We start from the raw sequence: 19496 nt of genomic DNA, 5'->3' as shown, positions 1-19496 counted from the left end.
CCTAGCGCCGGAAGAGGTTGACGATCGCCAGCAGGATGACCGCGCCGATGAAGGCGGTGACCAGGAAGCCGAGCCAGCCGCCGCCCACGCTGAGCCCGATCATCGGCAGCAGCCAGCCGCCGATGAAGCCGCCGACGATCCCGACCACGATGTTGAGCAGGATGCCCTGCCGGTGCGCGGTGCGCATCAGCAGGCTCGCCAGCCATCCGGCGATGCCGCCGACCACGAGATACACCACCCACTGCCACAACGACGACGGTTCCATTTCCAGCTCCCCTGCAGGTCTGAACGTGCGCGCGATGATCCGGACGGCGCGGTGAAGCGGACGTGGCCGCTCAGGCGGGATCGACCGCCAGCAGCGCGTCGAGCGCCGCGCGCGGAAGCTTGCCGGTCTCGTTGCGCGGCAGCGCCTCGACCCGGCGCAGGCGCCTCGGGAGGAACACCGGATCCACCGCCTGGCGCAGTGCATCGAGGACGGCGGCATCGTCGAGCGCGGCGTCGGCCACCACGAGGGCGGTCAATCGGCGCACCCCGTGCGCGTCCGTCTCCCCGGCCTGGCAGATCACACCGTCGCGCACCCCGGGAATCGCCAGCAGCCGGCGGGTGAGGTCCGCGAGCGACGCCCGCTTGCCGGCGATCTCGATCATGTCGGCCTGGCGCCCGCACAGCACGAAGCGACCCGCGCCGTCGAGTTCCACCAGGTCGGCCAGCATCCGCGCCTCGGGCAGATGCGGCGCGTCGACCAGCGTGCCGTCCGGCACCGGCTGCATGCGTACGCCGGGAAACGGCGTCCATGCACACTCCAGCGCGGTGCGCCGGCGGGCGACGATGCAGGTTTCGGTCGACCCGAAGAGCTCGCGCACCTCGCAGCCGAAGCGCGCCTCCGCGGCCGCGGCCAGCGATTGTGCGAGCGGCGCGGTCGCGGTCGCGATCGCCGCCAGCGGCGGCAGGGCGACGCCCGATTCGACCAGTGTGCGCAGGTGCACCGGCGTGGTCACCAGCAACGGGGGGCGCGGCGCGTCGCGCAGGGCGGCGGCGATGTCACCGGGGAAGAACGGCCGCGCGCCGTGCACGGACACGTCGCCCAGCATCGGCAGCAGCACCGACATCTCCATGCCGTACATGTGCTGCGGCGGCACGGTCGCCACCACCGGCAACGTGGCTTCGCCGTGGAGGTCGGCGAGTGCCGCGAGGTTCTGCAGCGTGCCCGTGTGCAGGGCGCGCCAGGTCTTGGGATTGGCTGCCGGAACGCCGGTGCTCCCCGAGGTGAATCCGATCGCGACCAGCGCGTCGGCCGCGAGCATCGGCACGCCACCGGGCCGGCGCGGCAGCTGGTCGGGCAGCCGCACGTAGTGGGGCGGCGTGGGTGCGTCCGCGGCGTCGTACACGCCGTCGCAGCCGCAGTCGTCGCGATCGCCGATGCAGTAGCTGTGCGGATGGCGCGCACGCACGTCCTCGATCGCACCCCGAGTGCGCGCGGGCGGCAGCAGGGTGGTCTGCCCGCGCAGTGCCACCGCGCAGAACGCCACGAGAAAACGGTACCGGTCCTCGCACAGGTTCAGCGCGTACGGGGCATCGGGCAGCAATGCGGCGACGCCGTGGACGTGGCCGAGGAAGGTCTGCAGCGTGGTCGCACCGTCCGCGTCGAAGGCGACCGCCCGCTGCCCGTCCCCGCGGAGCAGCGGCAGCCTGACCGTGTCGGCCGTGTCCTGTTCGCAAACCACTGCCGACATCCGGATTCCGCTCCTGCCTGGGGGCCTGTCCGCGCCGACCGGGCGCGAATACGACGTTTTAGCTTACGCTGGACGCCCTGTGGCATGCCAAATGCGATGTTCAGCGAAGACTGCAGCCTGCGCGCCGGCCCGGTGCGCTGCGCCTGGCGCGACTACCACCGCGGCCAGGCCGCCGAGTCACTCGTGCGCCCGTGGCTGGCCCTCGAACTCGACCGCCCCGACGCCGCCCTGGACCTGACGCGCGACCCGCGCGGTCGTCCTGCCCTGCGAATCGACGGCCGGCCGCCCGGCGCGGCACCCGACGTCAACTGGAGCCACAGCGGCGGGCTGCTGCTGGCCGCGCTGGGCGACGGCGTGCGGGTCGGCGTCGATGTCGAATGGCTGCGCCCGCGTCCGCAGGCGATGGCCCTGGCCCGGCGTTTCTTCACCCCCGGCGAGGCTGCCGCGCTCGCCCGCATGGCGCCTGCCGCCGCCGAAGCCGCGTTCGTGCGGCTGTGGTGCGCGAAGGAAGCGGTCCTCAAGGCGCATGGTCACGGCCTGTCGTTCGGACTGGACCGGCTGGAGTTCACCGCGCGCGACGACGCCTGGATGTTGAGCGCCTGCGATCCGGCCCTCGGCCTGCCGGACGACTGGTCGCTGTACGCGTTCTCGCCCCGACCCGACTACCTGGCGACCCTCGCCTGGCGGCCGCGTGCGCACGCTCCGCCGACGCCTGCGGTGCGGCCCGTAGACTAGGCGGATGATTCCGTCCGACGATCCCGCGCTGCGCGCCGAGCTCGATGCGGGCCTGCACACGCTGGGCCTGGCCCCGATGCTGGCCGGCCCGCTGCTGGTCTACCTCGACCTGCTGGCGCGCTGGAACCGCACCTACAACCTGACCGCCATCCGCGACCCGCGCGAGATGGTCACCCGCCATCTGCTCGATTCGCTGGCGATGGTGCCGCACGTGGCCGGAGTGCCGACGCTCGCGGACCTCGGCACCGGCCCGGGCCTGCCGGGCATTCCACTGGCGGTCGCCCTGCCCGGCCTGCAGGTCACGCTGGTCGAATCGAACGGCAAGAAGGCCCGGTTCCTGCGCGAGGCGGTGCGCACGCTTAGGCTCGCGAATGCCGAAGTCGCCGAGTCGCGGATCGAAGCCGTCGAGCGGCCCGGCGCGTTCGCCGCAATCACCGCCCGTGCGCTGGCCACCTTGTCCGACATCCTGGCCGCGGGCGGTCACCTTCCGGCACCCGGCGGCCGCCTGCTGGCGATGAAGGGCCTGCGTCCCGACGACGAAATCGCCGCGTTGCCTCCGGGCTGGGGCCTCGTGGCCGTGCATCCGCTGCGGGTGCCCGGCCTGGATGCGGAACGGCATTTGGTGGTGGTCGAGCGGACCTGATGCGGCCACGCCGCCGCTGACCCTGCGGGTCGCGGTCGCGCGTCGCCGTGCCGGGCGATGCCGGGTCTGCAGGCAGCCTCGCGACGGCCGGGCCACACACCCGCCTGCTGCGCCCGACGGGCGATCGGCCCCTGTGCGCGGAGACGCCGGCGATCGCGCGCGGAACGCCGCCCCGCCCGGCACGGCGCACCCGTGGGGGCAGCCCCGCTCCACCGCGCGGCCCCCCGCGCGGCGGCCGCGACGGGCGGCGGGCCGTCGGGTACCCCCGATGTCCCGCGGGGGGCATAATCCCCGGTCCGGCCGTCGTCCCGACGTCCGGCTTCCTTCCTCGGATACCCCGGAGCCCATGGCCCGCATCATCGCCATCGCCAACCAGAAGGGCGGCGTCGGAAAGACGACGACGGCCGTCAACCTGGCCGCGGCGCTCGCGCGCACGCCGCTGCGCGTGCTGCTGGTCGATCTCGACTCCCAGGGCAACGCGACCATGGGCTGCGGCATCGACAAGAGCATCGTGCCGGTGTCCACCTGCGACGTCCTGCTGGGCGAGGTCGAGGCGGGCGATGCGATCGTGCAGACCGAGGAAGACGTCGATCTGATTCCCGGCAACACCGACCTCACCGCCGCCGAGCTGGAGTTGATGGCCGCCGAGGGTCGCGAGCAGCGGCTCAAGCGCGCACTCGAACCGCTGCGCACGCGCTACGACTTCATCATCATCGACTGCCCGCCCGCCCTGTCTCTGCTGACGCTCAATGCGCTCACCGCGGCCGATTCGGTGCTGGTGCCGATGCAGTGCGAGTACTACGCGCTGGAAGGCCTGAGCGCGCTGCTGCAGACGATCGACGCGCTGAAGCAGAACCTCAATCCCGGCCTCGAGATCGAAGGCGTGCTGCGCACCATGTTCGACGTGCGCAACAACCTGGCCAATGCGGTTTCGGCCGAGCTCACCACGCATTTCGGCGACAAGGTGTTCCGCACCATCGTGCCGCGCAACGTGCGGCTGGCCGAGGCGCCGAGCCACGGTCAGAGCATCGTCGGCTACGACCGCGCCTCCCGCGGCGCGGTGGCCTATCTCGGTCTGGCCGGCGAGATCGTCCGCCGTCAGCGCGAACGCACGCAGACGCCCCAGGACGCTCCCGCGATGGATACACCGGCATGACCGCAGCGAAGACGCCCGCCAAGAAGCGCGGCCTGGGTCGCGGCCTGGAGGCCCTGCTCGGCCCCAAGGCGGCCGCCGAGGCGCCTCCGAGCCTGGAGGCCACCGAGGCGGACACCCTGCGCGCGCTGCCGGTCGACGCGCTCACCGCCGGCAAGTACCAGCCGCGCAAGCACTGGGACGCCGACAAGCTCACCGAGCTGGCCGAGTCGATCAGGGCCCAGGGCGTGATCCAGCCGATCGTCGTGCGCGAGCTGCCCGACCGCACCTACGAGATCATCGCCGGCGAACGGCGCTGGCGCGCGGCCAGGCAGGCCGGCCTGGCCGAGGTGCCGGTGGTCGTGCGCAACGTCGAGGACCGCACGGTCGTCGCGATGGCGCTGATCGAGAACATCCAGCGCGAGGACCTCAATCCGCTGGAAGAAGCGCAAGCCCTGCAGCGGCTGATCGACGAATTCGACCTCACTCACGCCCAGGCCGCCGAGGCCGTGGGCCGCTCCCGCGCAGCGGTCTCCAACCTGCTGCGCCTGCTGGAGCTGCCGCCCGCGATCCGCGTCCTGCTGGAATCCCGCCAGCTGGAAATGGGCCATGCGCGTGCACTGCTGACGCTCGCGCCGGAGCTGGCCAGCAAGCTCGCGACGGATGCCGTCGAGCATGGGTGGTCGGTGCGCGAAGTCGAACATCGCGCCCAGCAGTTCGCCGCCGGCCGGGTGCCGGGTGGCAACACGCGCACCGTCGCACGCAGCAAGGCACGGCCGCAGGCCGATATCGTCTCGCTGGAGAACGAATTGTCGGAGACCCTGGGCACGCGTGTATCGATCGCCAACGGCCGCGGCAACAAGGGCCGGCTGGTGATCCACTACGGCAATCTCGAGGCGCTGGACGGCGTGCTGGAACGACTGCGCGCGCAGCGCAACTGAGACACGGGCGCCGCGCGCCGCGCATTCGCGTGCGGAGATCTCCGTCCGCAACCGCGTCATCGTCGCCGCCACCACCGCCCGATGTGCGCCGGCGCCGATCACCGGATGCACTGTGACCGCGCCAGCGAGCCGGTACGAACGGTCCGGTCGTGCCGACACCCGCGCCGTCGCGCTGCAGGACAGCGTCGCCGGCCGCAGCGCCCGCCGTGTTTCCAGGAAGACCGGGGCCGGGATGGCGGGTTCGACCAGCGGCTGCGGCCCGGTCGCGCCGACAGGCGCAATGCGATCCATCTGCGGGCATGCCGGGTCCCGTTGGTTATGCCGTAGGCGCCGCCTTTTGCGATGGACAAGCCGGCCGGCGGCACGCGCGCCCGGGCCTTCGGCCCATGACCGCCGATCGATGCGACCCACGCGTCGCGAGCCGGGCTTCTTCAGCAACCCGGCGTCCGCGATCGGCCGTGCATGTGCGTGCGGCACCGGGTTCCGTCCGTGGACACCCGGAAAGTGAGCGTGGCGTTCCGGCCGACGCCCTCCACCCACTGCAGGCGACCATGGGCCCGATGCGTGCACGACGCCGCGTGCGTCCCTGATCCACAGCAGGAATGCATCGGGACTGCGCCGGCTCGGGCCTTGATCCGAATAGACCAGGAAGCGCGCAGTGTCCGTCGGCCCCACGGGACGCTTCGTAACGCGCGCTCCGATCGTGCCCGAGCGCGCAATTCCATCCCTCCGTACCGCCCGGGGGCACGAATTCCACGTGGAATGGATGGATTAGAAAGGGCTCGTTCTTCCCGTTGACGGGAAATGCGATACGCCCGTGGGGCCGTTGCTGATCTCGACCATCGCCGTGTCCGATTCCATGCTCTCGAGGCAGGCACCGGTGCGATCGCGACTCCGGCGTGCCTCCCAGGGCGGGCATGGAGACATCCGGCCAGCAGCGCGCCCATCGCAAGCGGGAGGACGCGTCGCATGCGATGCATGCGCCGTGGGGCCGGTCCTGTTCGTGGCGGCACCACGAACAGCACACGGATCATCGGTACACCTCCAGCAGGCGTCGCCGCATTGCACGCGTGCGACGGTCACATCCGATGCCGACCCGACGTCATCGAGAGGATGTGCCCGCGCGCGATCCGTTCGCGCCGTGCCGGTGTCGCGTCGGCGTGCAGCCTCCGCGCTGCGCCCGGCCGCGGTCTCACTCCAGATCAAGGACGGTCCATGGCCTGTCGCAACATGCTCGACTCGATCCGCCACGCAATGCTCGACGCACTGTTTCCCCGGCGAGGCGCGCTGCGCGCCCTGCGCGCGAAATGGGGGGCACCGGGAGCGCGAGAGGTCATCGCGGCATCGCAGTACTTCGCCCTGACGCGCGGCGCCGCCCCTGACGACTTGGTGGACGACCAGACCTGGACGGACCTGGAATTTCCCCGGCTGTTCGCCGATCTCGATGCCACCGAGACTCCACTCGGCAGCCAGTATCTCTATCGCCAGCTGCGCACCTGGGGTACTGCGTCCGACATCGTGGCCACGCACTACGCCAGCTGCCGCACGCTGCAGCGCGAAGCCGCGCTGCGCGAAACGATCCAGCTGCGCCTGGCCCCGCTGGACACCCTGGGCGCAGCGCGGATCGCGGGCTTCGTCTTCGGCCCGCCGCCCGGGATCGAGCGGCTGCAGCGGTGGCTTCCGGCCTGGAGCCTGGCGTGCGCAGCCCTGCTCGTCGCCATATTCGTGCTCGCGTGGCCGATCTGGATCTTCCTGCTTGCGGTGGGCGTCAATCTCGGACTGATCCTGCGCTACTCGGCGCCGCTGTTCCGCGACATCGAACAGCTCAAGGGTTGCCACCGCATGCTCCGCACCGCCGATGCGCTCGCTGCACTCCGGCATCCGGGTCCGGAACTGCCGCAACTCGCGCGCCTCGCCGCCGAGGCGCCGCTGCGGCGCAAGGTGCACCGCGCACTCGGCTGGATCGCGATCCTCTACTCGCCGTGGGTGCAGAGCGTGGCGGTGTGGTTGAACCTGCTGTTCCTGGTTGAGCTGTCCGCCCACGCGCGCACCGTGTCGCGCTTCGACCGCGTGCGCGCGGAGCTGGCCTGTATCTTCGACAGCGTGGGCGCGCTGGACGCGGCCATTGCCGTGGCCTCGTATCTGCAGTGCCGGCCGGCGCACTGCGAGCCCGTGATCGCGGACGGTCCGCTGTTGGACCTCGTCGATGCCACCCATCCACTGGTTGCCCGCCCCGTTCCCAACAGCCTCCGGCTGGATGGCCGGTCGGCCCTGATCACCGGCTCCAACATGGCCGGCAAGACCACCTTCATCAAACTGGTCGGCGTCAACCTCATCCTCGGCCGCACGCTCGGGTTCTGCTTCGCGCGCGCCGCCACGTTGCCCGACACCCGCGTCATGGCGGTGATCCGCGGCGAGCATTCGGTCGAATCCGGCAAGAGCCACTACTTCGCCGAGATGACCGCCATCGGCACCTTCATCGACCGCGCGGCGCGCGGCAGCTGCCGGCTGTTCCTGATCGACGAACTGTTCAACGGCACCAACACCGTCGAACGCCTCGCCGCCGGCCGCGCCGTGCTCGAACGCATCGGCCGTGACGCACAGGCTCTGGTCACCACGCACGACGTCGAGCTGCAGGACGACATCACAGGCCCCTACGACCTGTACTACTTCCAGGAAGACCCGGACGTCGACGGCTGGTTCGATTATCGCCTGCGACCCGGCCGCACCGACCGCCGCAATGCGATCCAGCTGATGGCGCGGAACGGGTTTCCGGCGGACCTGGTGGCCGATGCCTTGCGATATGCGGCCATGTACGGCGGGAGGCAACAACCGCCTCCGTCTGCGGCAGGCCCTGGATGAGCTCTGAGGCGGCCGGCGTACGAAGTCCGCCTGAGCCCGAAGCACGAACACATCATCGAGCTGCCAATGACGCATTGGCTATCCGCTGCAGCCAAGGCCAGGCGTTGAAGCGTGCTCTGCGGGTTTGCGACATCGCGCAGGAGAGCGGGGTCGATTGGGACGAATCATCAGCGCTCACCCACGCCGGCATCGACGCGAGACCCACCGTGCCGCCTCCTCGACAGGGCGCTCGGTCGAGACGTCCGGTTCGATGTGTGCATCGAACACCCTCCCGTGCCTGTCGAGCGTAACCGCGGTCGTGATGTTGACCGCACCGCCATTGGGCAGCGCGAACGTGGAGTTCGCGGTGGAGTGACCCGAGGTCGGCTGGCCGAACAGACGCACGTTGGTCTGGCCGTGGAACATGATTGGAACGATCTCGCCGGAGCTTGAACTTCTCGGTCCCACGGCGATCGCGACCAGTGGGGCGGGATGCCTCGGCTGCTGTGCTGTCGCGGTGTTCAACGCGTGGGCTGATCCGCCGATGGAGATCCCGGCCGGCCTCTTGTCGATCACCGTGGCAGTCCCGCGTGCATCCTTGAAATAGCCCAGTACGCCCTCGTTGAGGAGCGGGCTCAAACCGATCAGCATCGGCCACATGTTGCCTCCGGTGTTGCCGGAGAAATCGAGAACGATGCCACAGCGCGGCTCCGAGAGCGCGCTGACCAGGTCCGACCGCAAGGCTGCCGTTGCAGCCATCGCGTCCTGATGGGTGCCGGACCAGCCGTTGATCCGAATAACGGGAACGCCCTCATGAGACGCCTGGGCCTCGGACACGTTCCGGACCGGCGCCTGCGAGGCGGAGCCGGCGGCAGGAAGCGCCGTGACGGCCGGTCGTGGCGGCCGGTAGAAGGAGTGCCCATCGCCCAGCGACTTCAGCACGAAGCGGATTGCATCGTCCTCTCCTTTCTCTGCGGCGCGTAATCGGGCCTCCGCTTCGACGGTGCTCCAGTCGACGTCTGCCGCGCGATACGCACGCTCGCGCGCGAGCTTCAGCGTCAGCTCCACGCTCGACTGCTCCTGTGCGACGGTCAGTACAGGCAATGCCAGGAGAACCAAGCAGAAAACCGGGCGTCGCATCCGTGCTTTCATTTGAGACCCAACCCTGAGTGAATCGCGCCGCAAGCCGGCACTGGCTTGAACGCACCGCCAGGCGCCCATCAGCGACAAAGTGAAGCCTGACCCGACCCGTGACAAGACTCCACAGGCACCTCCTCGATCTGCTCGAAGTGCACCTGAGCATGCGCCATCCGGTCCTCCGGACGCACCAGCTCGAACTCCGGCGCTCCCCGAAGGCGCTCCAGTGCGGCCAGCTCAGCCTTGGATGCCGGAGTCGTCTCGAGGAACCCGGTGGCGCAGAAGCCGATCGGCTCCGACGTCCCGGCCAGCGAGCCAGTTCGCACCTCGATGAGGCACCGAACAACTGGCATGCGCACCCGACACCTGGGGTGAGCCGCGCCGCGCAGAGGCGCCGGCTCGAGCGGATCGTCAGACCGCGGCCCGGATACCTGGAGCATTCATCCCGGCACGTGCGGAATCGTTACGCGGCCGTCCGTATCGTCGCTGAAGCTCGTCACCTGCACGGTCAGCGGGTAAAGAGCGGCCCGATCCAACGCGGCCGGGCTGGGGACACTCGTCCGATCGATATCGACGCGAAGCGCCTCGAGCGCTGAAACCAGCACGGGCAGCTGCTTGGGACTTATCTCGGCTCTGACCACCAGGGCTTTGCTTCCGAGCAGATGCATGTCGTCCACGCCGGAACACGCGCGACTCACGGCGAGCCTGACGTCTTCCATGAGTCTTCGAACGGGCTCACGCGAGCTGCCGACGAGCTGGATGCGCTTGTGGTTGATCATGGTGTTGTCAGGGCTTTGATGCGCGAAGGACCCACGAATCAGGCTTGCGTCTTCGATCTTCGGACGGGTCTCGCCCGAGGCCCAACGCCTGATTTGAGCCGCGCCGCGAAGCGGTAACGGGATGAATGGATTGGTGAGCCGACAACTGACCAGACCTGGCCCTGATCTATGGAACAACAGGATCTTGCCGCAGCCTGCGGACACCAGGCGGCCCTACCCCATCCGCCGAGTCTGCCGAAGCGAGCAAGCCGATGAGCCCAGCGATGATGCCGGTTGTGGAGCTGCGGGCGGATACGAGGAAGAGCTTCACCAGCGCGATCGGCATGTGGGTGAAGAAGTGAAACGCCTGCTCGAAACACATCCTGAAGCCAATGGGCCAACCGCATGCGTGGCATCGGGGACGACCAGCCAGTGCCAGCCGGTGCAGGACATCGTCTCGAAGCTCCAGGCTGGGCACCGACGCCTCACGATTGCCGTCTAACGCTTGAACTCGGCGTCGCCGGGAAGCGGCATCGGTTCGAGTGAACTGGGAGGCGGCGGCTCCACGAACTCCGTCTCTGCTCCCTGCTGCTCGAACGTGAGGTTGACGGTCCGGCCGACAGCCCGCGTCCGATGAACCGTGCCGGCCGGAACGACCAAGCACTGCCATTCGCGGAGAACGACCGCAGGCATACCCTCGAATTCGATGTGCAGCTCTCCTGAAACGACCAGAAACAGCTCGTCCGTTCCTGAGTGGCGGTGCCACCGATACTCACCTTCGAACACCGACTGCCTCATGCATTCGCCGTTGAAGTTCAGTACGACCTGATTTCGATAGGGTTCGGCGACTTCTCTCTGCAGCGCCTGCAAGTCGACGATGGCAAGCGGCGCACAGCGCGCGCGCTCCGCGGCGTAATCCTCTGCGGATGGAAGATCCTGCGTCATGGCGTCTCCACGCTCCTGCTTCTGTATCGCTGCCGCTTGCCAACTCAGCTGAGCCGCCCCGCGAAGCCGCGTCGGCTCGGACGAGTTGTCAAGCCATGGCCGGCCCGCCACTGCACTTCTCTTTGATCACAAGCGCACGATCTCGCGCAAGGCGGCCGGCTTCAAGCTCAACCAGCCAAGTGTCGTACTGGGGGATCCGGGCATTCGGGTCCGCCGCGAGCGTGGCCTGATAGGCACGCAAGAGACTCGTGATTCCCGCCATCTGCGCCATTTCTTCGTCGTCTTTGGACGCCGGGTTCTCCAGCTGGAAAGCCGCATTACCGAGCATGGCCTGCAGCAGAAGCTCAGGGCCGTAGGGAACGGTCGAACCGGGGACGGGCCCGAGGACATCACAAACAGTCACGGTGACATCTCGGGTCTGCGTAGCCCACGCGAGCAGGTCCTGGCGCAGCTTTCGGGCACCAGGCGCGAGTGGCTCACGCTCAAGCGTGCGGACGAGCTCTGGGATGTCGGCGGTCTGCACGGGCCGGTAGGCGAGTGCAGCACTGGACACGCTGGAGACCAACAAGCCAGCAAGCAGAGCGATGGTTTTCACAGCGATCTCCACAAAGTGGCGCTCAACGCCCAACACCTGAGTCAAACCGCGCCGCGAAGCGATATCGGCTTGGACGGAGTATTAGGCACCGTTGACGTGCTCCACCGGCAGCGCCCTCACGACAGGCTCGACATCGGCGACGTCTAGGAGGATCACGATTGACTGCCCGACAAAGAGGTAGCTATCCAAGCGCTGATACTGCATGCGGCCTAGGTCACCGTAGAGGTCTAGCCGGCTGCCAGAATGATCGACCCATACTGGATAGTCGTAGGCCCCGCGACCTCCTTCGAAGCCCCCTATGTCCGGCTCGATGCCCTCCAGAGCTTCGCCGCTCTCATCCCAAAGGTACATGCCCGCGACCGCGTTCGGAAAGAAAAATTCCAGCGCAAAAAAGCAGGTCCCGGCCCGCCAATTGGTCAGCCTCACCGTAACGGTGCGCGACTGGACAGTGACATCGAGCCCGGGGAAGCCTCCAGTTCATGACCCAACGGTTGCCAACGCTGATACATGAGTGCCTAAGGCCTGAATTCAGCGGCGCCGCGAAGCGGCGTCGGCTTGGACGCACTGTTAGGCGGCACCTCGGCTCCTACGCGGCTTGCCGAAACGCTTGCCAGGGAGGCCAGCATACTGATCTTCGGAGCGCCGGCCATCTGATGCCTCTACAGTGACCCGAAAGTGCGGACCGGCGACCGGATCGGTACCGAAGCGAGCTTTCAGCACTTCAATCTCCGACGGTTCTAAGCCGTGCCGCGTGGCGAGCTCAGGGAGCATCGCCGCACACCGGCTGATCGTGGCGGCAAGCCCTTCACTGACGGGGCTGCCCGACGCGGAGCCGGTTAAGAAATCCACCTCGATGTGTCCCTCTGGCGAGGCTGCTGCCTCCGCAAAGATGTCCACGAAGTAGTGCCGATGATGAAGCACATGCCGCTTGCAACCGAATCAGCGACGTTGTGGCCGAAAGAGGTGAGCTCACCGATCTTCATGTTTGAGACTCGGAGTAGTGGTTGTACCGCCCAACACCTGAGTTGAGCCGCGCCGCGCAGCGGCGTCGGCTTGGACGAATTGTGAGCTGACAGCGACGCAACGCTGCAACCCCTATAGCTGCCCGTATTGGCGCTTACGCTGCTCGGTGAAGTTCCACCAGGGCTGCGGCGGCCCTCCTTGCAGGAACGATGTAACCGACATGAAGACATCCAGAACACATGGATCATGCCGGACCCCCGTGATTGAGCACAGCGACTGATACAGCTCAAACGGGTCCTTGCCGACCAGCTGTCCGGGCTCGCTGAAGCCGATCACTTCGAAGTCTTTGGCGCCCGCGGGGCCGATGTTTGGCAAGTCCGTGAACCGCCGGACCTTCTCTCGCACGACCTTCGCCGGATTCATGTCAGCTAGCGCCTGAATTAAACCGCGCCGCGAAGCGGCGTCGGCTTGAATGAATTGTTAGGCCGCAGCCTGCTTATATTTCAGACCGAGGGCAGGTGACGCGGGACCTTGGCCTTGAGAAGGCGGACCAAGTCCGGGTCCATGAACTCGTACTCATCCGGAATTTCTAGGCACACGATCCTGGCCTTGCCCAGGTAGGGCCTGAACTTAGCTGAGAGCTTGTTGCGATGTGTCCGCTCCATGACAAAAACGATGTCTGCCCACTGCAGCAACTCCGGAGTGACCGGATTCTCCGCGTCATGATTTAGACCGGCTGACGACGCCTCGATGTCCGGCCAGGTGGCAAACACCTGTTCTGCGGTAGGACTGCGGAGTCGGTTCTGGCTACAGATGAAGAGAACTTTGCGCGCCACGACCTCTCCTCTGCGGCCTAACGCCTGAATTAAGCGGCGCCGCGAAGCGGCGTTGGCTAGAATGAAGTTAGCTCCCCTGCGAGGGAAGCGGGATGACGACGCTCGAAACAGTGAAGGTCTCGTTGCCGACTTTAGCCCACCGCAAACTGCTAAAAATAAGATTCATACGAAAGCGGTCAGTCTCGATCTCGGCCTCACACATCGGGCTGCCTAGTCGAGCAGCCCATGCGGAGGCCTTCGCAGATGACTCGATTGCCCGAATGCCCGGCCACGCCAGCGACCAGCAAGTACCCCAGACATATCCATCCGGCTCGCCCGCATCCAGCCAAGACTGGTAGTCAACGAATGCCTCTCCCCAGGACTTTGCCCAGGCATCGTCTGCTACAGCGGTGACGTAGCTCAACTCGGCCACATGGGTGAACTGGACTTGGTGCCGCCCGGGATCTTTGCCCATCGACGACTCAACCAGAAAGGTGTAGTCCCTGCCATGCGGGGCAAACCCATGGTCCATCACCCCAAAGTCACAGTCGGGGAGCCAGTCAAAGAGGGCGTCTAGGGGATGCACGATGGGAGCCAACACTTGAGTTACGCCGCGCCACGAAGTGGCGTCGGCTTGGAGAATTGTTAGGCCTCATCTTGGCGTGGCTCATACGGCTCCTGCACCCACTCTTCGCCGGCAGCGTGCCGAGAGGCACACCACAGCGGTGGCATCCCTGCCAGCTCGCCGACTGTTGGGTCTGCCTCCAAGATGCAGCCGAGGCAGACCAGCTTGAGGTCTGTTGTATCAAGCGTCGTGCCACAGAGGAACTGCCAGTCACCGTCCGTGTCGTGATAGACCTCGCGGATCGGCTCGAGCCCTTCCATGACTTGGCGTGTGGTGAAGACACCCGTGTTTACGGCGAGCTCGAAGGGCCACGACAAGAATGCGTGCGAATGTGTCATATGAGGCCTAACACCAAGTAGCGCTCAAAAAAGCGCGATATGCATCGATGGTCTCTAAGCCAACCTCGGGCGTCAACGGCAGAAAACTTGCCGTGGATCAATCGTTTGCAGGTCAGTCATTGCGCTTGCGCAGCCACTGCGGCTTGTGCGTATCGAACAATTTGAGCGCTTTGCTCGCAGGCGGCTCGAAAAGTGCGATACGCACGGGACGTGACCACGCCCATGCGCAGATCGCCAGCGATGGTGCCGAGGCGCGGTAGCCGGCGGCTTCGGGGCGGGCGCTTGCGGCACGTACCGGCGCGCCTGCCCGGCGCTGTAAAATCGCCGTCTTTTGCGCGCCGCCTCCTTGGATTCCCTGCCCCGCCCTGCCTTCCGCGGCCCGACCTTCATCCGGCTGCTGGCCCGTCTGACCGACGCAACCCTGCCGCAGGGCGGCCCGGCGCCGGCGGAACGCTTGAGCCAGTGGATCGACTGGACGCGGGCAGTGGTGCTGTCGAAGGCGCTGGATGCGAAGCCGGCCGAGGCTGAACACGGCGCGCAAGTCCTTGATCGTGATGAAGCGGCCGCCTGCGCGAAGACGCGGGCGACGTTGCTGGCATCGATCACCGGTGCACCGGAGCTGGCGGTCCCGCAGCCGCAGGCGGTCGGGTCATCCGACGATGCTGACGCGGAGCCGCCGGCACCGGTGGACTTCGCGCCCTTCCGCCAGCGGCATCTGGCGCTGCAGCGCTCGATGCTGATCGCGACGGGCCGGCTGCGCGGCGATCTGCGCGATCGGCTGGCGCAGCGTTCTGCCGAGACGGCGCGGCTGGCCGAGGTGGACGCGGTGATGGAGGGCGCGCTGAGCCCGCGCGAGCAGGCCTTGCTCGGTGCAGTGCCGGCCTTGCTCGAGGCGCATTTCGAGCGGCTGCGCGCCGCCGCAGGGACGGCGGCCGCGGATCCGTCCGCGGCCTGGCTCGAAGGTTTTCGCAGGGACATGCGGGGCGTGCTGATCGCCGAGCTGGATGTCCGTTTCCAACCGGTCGAGGGGCTGCTCGCAGCGCTTCGCACCCACTGACGCAGTGCTTATGTCCTCACGCAGTCGCATTACCGCTTTTCTTCCCGGGTTCGCGTTCGCCCTCGGCCTGGCCGTGGTGGGCTGGATCGCGATCGGCTACATCGGCTCGAACACGCTGGCGCTGGCCGCCGCGCTGTTGATCGGCGCCTGTTACATCGCCGGTGGCCTGGAACTGCTGCGCTACAGGCGGGCGACGACCACGCTGGCCGATGGCGTGGCGCAGTTGCGCGAACCGCCGGCATCGCTGGACACCTGGCTGGACGGGCTGGATGCCGGCCTGCGCAATGCGGTGCGCTTGCGTATCGAGGGCGAGCGCGTCGCACTGCCGGTGCCGGCGCTCACGCCGTATCTGGTCGGCATGCTGGTGCTGCTGGGCATGCTGGGCACGCTGCTGGGCATGATGGTGATGCTGCGCGGCACCGGCATGGCGCTGGAGACAGCGACCGATCTGCAGGCCATTCGCGATTCGCTGGCCGCGCCGATCAAGGGCCTCGGCGTCGCGTTCGGCACGTCGATCGCGGGCATCGCCACCTCGGCGATGCTGGGCCTGGCCTCGGCGCTGCTTCGCCGCGACCGCGCCCACGTCGTGCAGCAGCTGGACGTGGCGGCGGCCACCACGCTGCGCACGCATTCGCAGGCGCACCAGCGCGCGGAGACGCTGCGCCTGCTGCAGCAGCAGACCGAGGTGATGCCGGCGCTGGTGGAGCGGTTGGGCGCGATGATGGCGACGATCGAGCAGCAGAGCGCGGCCAGCGGCGAGCGCCAGGCCGCCAGCCAGGACGCCTTCCACACCCGCACCGAAGCGGTGTACACGCAGCTGGCCGCCTCGGTGGAACGCGCGCTGCAGACCAGCGTGGCCGACAGTGCGCGCGCCGCGACGGCCGCGCTGCAACCGGTGTTCGAAACCACGATGGCCGCACTGTCGCGGGAAACATCGGCGCTGCAGGCCACGGTTGCCGATGCGGTGGAGCGCCAACTCTCCGCGCTGACCGCCGGCTTCGACGCCTCGACCGCACGCGTGAGCGAGCGCTGGCAGCAGGCCGTGGATGGCCAGCAGGCCACGAACGACACCCTGGCGCGCGACCTGCGCAGCGCACTCGACGGCTTCAACACGACGTTCGAGCAGCGCGCGAGCGGTCTGCTCGGCGATGTCGCTGCGCGCCTGGATGCGACGACCGCGCAGACCACCGCGCTGCACGCCACCGTGACCGGCGCCATCGACCGGCAGTTGCAGGCGCTCACCGCCGGCTTCGACGCCTCGACCGCAGGCGTGGCCGAGCGCTGGCAGGCCGCGCTCGACGCGCAGCAGGCGGCACATGCCGCGTTGACCGCCGATCTGCGGAGCACGCTCGACGATGTCGGCGAGACCTTTGCGAAGCGCGCGACCGCACTGGTCGACGGCGTGGCCACGCGTCTCGATGCGACCGCCGGCAGCGTCAGCGCGGCCTGGACCGAAGCACTCGACAAGCAGGCCGCAACGAATGAGGCGATGAGCGCGCAGCACCAGCAGGCGCTGACCGCCGCCGCGGCGACGTTCGAGACGCACTCGGCAGCGTTGCTGCAGAAGGTGGACGCCTCGCACGCCGAGCTGCAGACCGCGCTCGCCGCGCAGGACGCGCAGCGTCTTGCCGCCTGGACCGACAGCCTCACCGCGATGGGCGCCGCGCTGCGCGAGGACTGGGCACAGGCCGGCGCCGAGACCACACGCCAGCAGCAGGTGATCTGCGACACCCTCGCACGCACCGCGGACACCATCGGCGCGCAGACCAAGACGCATGCCAGCGACACCATCGCCGAGATCTCGCGCCTGGTCGACACCGCTTCCGAGGCGCCGCGCGCGGCCGCCGAGGTCATCTCCGAACTGCGGCAGTCGCTTTCGGAGAGCATGGTGCGCGACACCGCGATGCTGGAGAAGCGCACGCAGATGCTGTCGACGCTCGACACGCTGCTCAGCGCAGTGAATCACGCCTCGACCGAGCAGCGCGCGGCGATCGATGCACTGGTCGCGACTTCGGCGGATCTGCTGGAACGCGTGGGCACGCGCTTCACCGATCACATCACTGCCGAGACCGGCAAGCTCGACGGCGTGGCGACGACGCTCAGCGTCGGCGCGGCCGAAGTGGCGAGTCTCGGCGAGGCCTTCGGCGCGGCGGTCGAGGTCTTCGGCGAATCGAACCAGCAGCTCGCGGCGCGCCTGCAGGGCATCGAGGACGCACTGGAGAAATCTTTGGCGCGCAGCGACGAGCAGCTGGCGTACTACGTGGCCCAGGCGCGCGAGGTCGTGGATCTTAGCGTGCTGGCGCAGAAGCAGATCATCGAAGACCTGCAGCAGCTCGGCGCCTCGCGGGCCGTCTCCGCATGAGCGTCGAGCTGGAGGGCGATCACGAGTCGACCGCGCCGATCTGGGCCGCCTTCGGCGACCTGATGTCGGTGCTGCTGGGCGTGTTCGTGCTGATCCTGGTCGGCGTGATCGGTGTGCAGCTGCAGCTGGAAATGAAGCTGGACGCTGAGATCGCGCAGCGCGAGGCGGAAGAGAAGCGCCGGCAGACGCTCGAGCAGGCATTGGCCGCACCGCTGGCCGCGGGCCGCATCACCCTGGTCGACGGCCGCATCGGCATCCGCGGCAGCGTGCTGTTTGCCGACGCCTCCGACCAGTTGCAGGCCGGGGGCCGCGAACTGCTGCAGAGCCTGGCCGCGCCGGTGTCCGAATACCTCTCGGCGCGTGACGAGATCCTGATGGTCAGCGGCTTCACAGACGACCGCCTGGTGCGCGACGGCAACCGCTTCGCCGACAACCTGGAACTTTCGGCGCAACGCGCCTTGAACGTGACCCGCGGCCTGATCGCCGCCGGCGTCCCGGCCGATTCGGTGTTCGCCGCCGCGTTCGGCGCGCAGCAGCCGGTGGGCTCCAATGACGACGCCGAAGGCCGCGCGCAGAACCGGCGCGTGGAGATGGCACCGGTGCCCCGCCCGCAGGCCGCCGCCCAGCCCGATGGCCGCTGATCGCATCGACATCGACGCGCTGCTCGACGCCTGGCGTGCACGGGGCGCCGACCGTACGGACCCGGTGCGCTTCCATCGCATCGCCGCGCTGCAACGACGGGCAGCCGCACGCACCGGCCCTGCGCGTCAGGCGCTCGAGGCCAGACTCGCGACGCTGGTGCAGGCCGATGGGCACGGGCCGGACGGTCAGGGGGCAGCGAGCGCGCGTCCGCAGGCCGATGCGACGGACGACGACGTGCAGGCCGGTTCACTCAGGCGGACCGGAGCGCCGGCGATCCCGAAGCGCGGACCGGACGCGTCCGCGCTCGGCGCCCTGCTCGAGGCGATGGCCGCCGACGCGCCGAACGCGGGCGGGCACGACGCGTTCCACTTGCAGCGCGCGGCCTATCCCGAGCTGCCCGCACTCGAGGACTTCCGCCAGCTCTGGTCGGCGCTGCGCACCGGCAACCAGGTGCGCCGCTCGCTGAAGCCGCCGACCGACGATGCCGGACCGCTGAACTCCGGCCGTCTCGTGCATCGCGCGCTGACCCTGATGCGCGGCCTCTCACCGGAGTACCTGCGGCAGTTCCTGGCCTACGCCGACACGCTCTCGTGGCTGGAGACGCTGCAGGACGCCCGCGTGCTGACGGGCGCGGAACCCACCCCGCTCGCCAGCGGCAAGCCGCGGGCCAAGGCCAGGCCGAGGAAGCGCAAGGAATAGCCGGGCCTGGGACGGGGCCGCGGCGATTAGGCGGACCCGCGTCGGCAGTGGCCGACTCCTGTCCTTCGCGCCCACTTTGGAACGCCATACATGCCCTCCCTGCGGGAGTGTTCCTGGACGCGACCGGCGGTGTCCCGAGGACCGGTGCGCCCGCGCGAGGGCAAGGCGGTCCTGGTGCCCGGAACCGGAGCTCCCGGTTTGCAGGGGCGCCGCGGGGGCGCCGGGGCATGGCTGCGCAGGCCATTCGCGCGAGCGCGTTCCTGACAAAGCGGTCGCGACACGCCCGGTCACCGCCCCCTGCAGAAGCGCCGCGGGCTCGATGGGCGATTCCGCGGGGGCCGGAGCACCGCAAGCGCATTCCTGCTGTGCGACGCAGGGCAGACGTCAGCCGGCTGCGCGTATGACGCCAGGCCCAGCGGCAGGCAGCGGCGCCCCTGGATCGTCCAAGGCCTTGCGCGGGAACGGGATTTTCAGCAGAATGGCCGGCTCGCTGCGTCCAGCCCATGGAAACATGGCCTGACCGGCGGCCCGGAAG

Annotated in this window: 20 protein-coding genes; 9 read left to right on the top strand and 11 right to left on the bottom strand. The window is 68.5% G+C overall.

Features of this window, described 5'->3' with window-relative positions:
* Nucleotide 1: 1 nt before the first annotated feature.
* Together H0E82_RS12125 and H0E82_RS12120 are read right to left on the bottom strand one after the other, a co-directional pair.
* Nucleotides 2-265, bottom strand: coding sequence for a GlsB/YeaQ/YmgE family stress response membrane protein (locus H0E82_RS12125; protein WP_180545721.1), 264 nt, complete (start codon nucleotides 263-265; stop codon nucleotides 2-4).
* A 70-nt stretch (nucleotides 266-335) separates the two neighbouring features.
* Nucleotides 336-1733, bottom strand: coding sequence for an AMP-binding protein (locus H0E82_RS12120; RefSeq protein ID WP_180545720.1), 1398 nt, complete (start codon nucleotides 1731-1733; stop codon nucleotides 336-338).
* An 84-nt stretch (nucleotides 1734-1817) separates the two neighbouring features.
* On the opposite strand from H0E82_RS12120, the gene H0E82_RS12115 reads away from it, so the two are divergent.
* The 5 genes from H0E82_RS12115 (at nucleotide 1818) to H0E82_RS12095 (ending at nucleotide 8046) form a co-directional block, all read left to right on the top strand.
* Nucleotides 1818-2468 carry a 4'-phosphopantetheinyl transferase family protein gene (locus tag H0E82_RS12115; protein ID WP_180545719.1) on the top strand — a complete coding sequence of 217 codons (651 nt, stop codon included), beginning with the start codon at nucleotides 1818-1820 and terminating at the stop codon, nucleotides 2466-2468.
* A gap of 4 nt (nucleotides 2469-2472) precedes the next feature.
* A complete protein-coding gene (rsmG, locus tag H0E82_RS12110) occupies nucleotides 2473-3111 on the top strand; it encodes a 16S rRNA (guanine(527)-N(7))-methyltransferase RsmG (RefSeq protein WP_180545718.1) in 639 nt (212 codons plus the stop codon).
* Nucleotides 3112-3457: 346 nt separating this feature from the next.
* Nucleotides 3458-4267 (top strand): ParA family protein, encoded by an 810-nt coding sequence (locus H0E82_RS12105; protein ID WP_180545717.1) that lies wholly within the window; start codon nucleotides 3458-3460, stop codon nucleotides 4265-4267.
* Nucleotides 4264-5184 (top strand): ParB/RepB/Spo0J family partition protein, encoded by a 921-nt coding sequence (locus H0E82_RS12100; protein WP_180545716.1) that lies wholly within the window; start codon nucleotides 4264-4266, stop codon nucleotides 5182-5184. Before H0E82_RS12105 ends, H0E82_RS12100 begins: the two co-directional genes overlap by 4 nt.
* Before the next feature lie 1215 nt (nucleotides 5185-6399).
* Complete coding sequence (locus tag H0E82_RS12095; protein ID WP_180545715.1) at nucleotides 6400-8046, top strand: MutS-related protein; 1647 nt, start codon at nucleotides 6400-6402, stop codon at nucleotides 8044-8046.
* A 174-nt stretch (nucleotides 8047-8220) separates the two neighbouring features.
* Here H0E82_RS12095 and H0E82_RS12090 read toward each other — a convergent pair whose 3' ends face one another.
* The 9 genes from H0E82_RS12090 to H0E82_RS12050 form a co-directional block, all read right to left on the bottom strand.
* Nucleotides 8221-9093 (bottom strand): S41 family peptidase, encoded by an 873-nt coding sequence (locus H0E82_RS12090; protein WP_180545714.1) that lies wholly within the window; start codon nucleotides 9091-9093, stop codon nucleotides 8221-8223.
* Between the two features lie 509 nt (nucleotides 9094-9602).
* Nucleotides 9603-9941 (bottom strand): hypothetical protein, encoded by a 339-nt coding sequence (locus H0E82_RS12085; protein WP_180545713.1) that lies wholly within the window; start codon nucleotides 9939-9941, stop codon nucleotides 9603-9605.
* A gap of 477 nt (nucleotides 9942-10418) precedes the next feature.
* Nucleotides 10419-10865, bottom strand: coding sequence for a cupin domain-containing protein (locus H0E82_RS12080; RefSeq protein WP_180545712.1), 447 nt, complete (start codon nucleotides 10863-10865; stop codon nucleotides 10419-10421).
* A gap of 88 nt (nucleotides 10866-10953) precedes the next feature.
* Nucleotides 10954-11460 (bottom strand): hypothetical protein, encoded by a 507-nt coding sequence (locus H0E82_RS12075; protein ID WP_180545711.1) that lies wholly within the window; start codon nucleotides 11458-11460, stop codon nucleotides 10954-10956.
* Between the two features lie 81 nt (nucleotides 11461-11541).
* Entirely contained in the window at nucleotides 11542-11886 is a 345-nt protein-coding gene (locus H0E82_RS12070; protein WP_180545710.1) for a hypothetical protein, read from the bottom strand.
* A gap of 669 nt (nucleotides 11887-12555) precedes the next feature.
* Complete coding sequence (locus H0E82_RS12065) at nucleotides 12556-12846, bottom strand: helix-hairpin-helix domain-containing protein (protein WP_180545709.1); 291 nt, start codon at nucleotides 12844-12846, stop codon at nucleotides 12556-12558.
* Between the two features lie 80 nt (nucleotides 12847-12926).
* Complete coding sequence (locus H0E82_RS12060) at nucleotides 12927-13259, bottom strand: low molecular weight protein tyrosine phosphatase family protein (protein ID WP_180545708.1); 333 nt, start codon at nucleotides 13257-13259, stop codon at nucleotides 12927-12929.
* 67 nt (nucleotides 13260-13326) lie between these two features.
* Nucleotides 13327-13770, bottom strand: coding sequence for a YxiG-like protein (locus tag H0E82_RS12055; RefSeq protein ID WP_425600344.1), 444 nt, complete (start codon nucleotides 13768-13770; stop codon nucleotides 13327-13329).
* Nucleotides 13771-13883: 113 nt separating this feature from the next.
* Nucleotides 13884-14123 (bottom strand): hypothetical protein, encoded by a 240-nt coding sequence (locus H0E82_RS12050; protein WP_180545706.1) that lies wholly within the window; start codon nucleotides 14121-14123, stop codon nucleotides 13884-13886.
* A gap of 409 nt (nucleotides 14124-14532) precedes the next feature.
* On the opposite strand from H0E82_RS12050, the gene H0E82_RS12045 reads away from it, so the two are divergent.
* Genes H0E82_RS12045 through H0E82_RS12030 form a run of 4 tightly spaced genes read left to right on the top strand, consistent with a single transcriptional unit; the run spans nucleotide 14533 to nucleotide 18961 of the window.
* The gene (locus tag H0E82_RS12045) at nucleotides 14533-15258 is read left to right on the top strand and encodes a DUF3348 domain-containing protein (RefSeq protein ID WP_235974298.1); all 726 of its coding nucleotides are present in this window, start codon (nucleotides 14533-14535) and stop codon (nucleotides 15256-15258) included.
* A 10-nt stretch (nucleotides 15259-15268) separates the two neighbouring features.
* Entirely contained in the window at nucleotides 15269-17620 is a 2352-nt protein-coding gene (locus tag H0E82_RS12040) for a DUF802 domain-containing protein (RefSeq protein ID WP_235974297.1), read from the top strand.
* Nucleotides 17617-18261 carry an OmpA family protein gene (locus H0E82_RS12035; protein WP_180545704.1) on the top strand — a complete coding sequence of 215 codons (645 nt, stop codon included), beginning with the start codon at nucleotides 17617-17619 and terminating at the stop codon, nucleotides 18259-18261. The genes H0E82_RS12040 and H0E82_RS12035 overlap by 4 nt, the downstream gene beginning before the upstream one ends.
* Nucleotides 18251-18961: a DUF2894 domain-containing protein gene (locus H0E82_RS12030; RefSeq protein WP_219338529.1), complete on the top strand. Its 711-nt coding sequence runs from the start codon at nucleotides 18251-18253 to the stop codon at nucleotides 18959-18961. The genes H0E82_RS12035 and H0E82_RS12030 overlap by 11 nt, the downstream gene beginning before the upstream one ends.
* Nucleotides 18962-19496 lie beyond the last annotated feature (535 nt).

The organism is Luteimonas deserti (assembly GCF_013425765.1).
GTDB classification, from domain to species: Bacteria; Pseudomonadota; Gammaproteobacteria; order Xanthomonadales; family Xanthomonadaceae; genus Luteimonas; species Luteimonas deserti.
Note: the sequence above shows the minus strand (reverse complement) of the source record. Positions and strands in the feature narration are given on the sequence as shown.

Coding starts and splice junctions, on each gene's coding strand:
- H0E82_RS12030 (WP_219338529.1), top strand. CDS start 18,251: ATGGCCGCTGATCGCATCGACATCGACGCGCTGCTCGACGCCTGGCGT.
- H0E82_RS12115 (WP_180545719.1), top strand. CDS start 1,818: ATGCCAAATGCGATGTTCAGCGAAGACTGCAGCCTGCGCGCCGGCCCG.
- H0E82_RS12125 (WP_180545721.1), bottom strand. CDS start 265: ATGGAACCGTCGTCGTTGTGGCAGTGGGTGGTGTATCTCGTGGTCGGC.
- H0E82_RS12050 (WP_180545706.1), bottom strand. CDS start 14,123: ATGGAAGGGCTCGAGCCGATCCGCGAGGTCTATCACGACACGGACGGT.
- H0E82_RS12105 (WP_180545717.1), top strand. CDS start 3,458: ATGGCCCGCATCATCGCCATCGCCAACCAGAAGGGCGGCGTCGGAAAG.
- rsmG (WP_180545718.1), top strand. CDS start 2,473: ATGATTCCGTCCGACGATCCCGCGCTGCGCGCCGAGCTCGATGCGGGC.
- H0E82_RS12100 (WP_180545716.1), top strand. CDS start 4,264: ATGACCGCAGCGAAGACGCCCGCCAAGAAGCGCGGCCTGGGTCGCGGC.
- H0E82_RS12095 (WP_180545715.1), top strand. CDS start 6,400: ATGGCCTGTCGCAACATGCTCGACTCGATCCGCCACGCAATGCTCGAC.
- H0E82_RS12035 (WP_180545704.1), top strand. CDS start 17,617: ATGAGCGTCGAGCTGGAGGGCGATCACGAGTCGACCGCGCCGATCTGG.
- H0E82_RS12055 (WP_425600344.1), bottom strand. CDS start 13,770: ATGGACCATGGGTTTGCCCCGCATGGCAGGGACTACACCTTTCTGGTT.
- H0E82_RS12080 (WP_180545712.1), bottom strand. CDS start 10,865: ATGACGCAGGATCTTCCATCCGCAGAGGATTACGCCGCGGAGCGCGCG.
- H0E82_RS12120 (WP_180545720.1), bottom strand. CDS start 1,733: ATGTCGGCAGTGGTTTGCGAACAGGACACGGCCGACACGGTCAGGCTG.
- H0E82_RS12040 (WP_235974297.1), top strand. CDS start 15,269: ATGTCCTCACGCAGTCGCATTACCGCTTTTCTTCCCGGGTTCGCGTTC.
- H0E82_RS12065 (WP_180545709.1), bottom strand. CDS start 12,846: ATGAATCCGGCGAAGGTCGTGCGAGAGAAGGTCCGGCGGTTCACGGAC.
- H0E82_RS12085 (WP_180545713.1), bottom strand. CDS start 9,941: ATGATCAACCACAAGCGCATCCAGCTCGTCGGCAGCTCGCGTGAGCCC.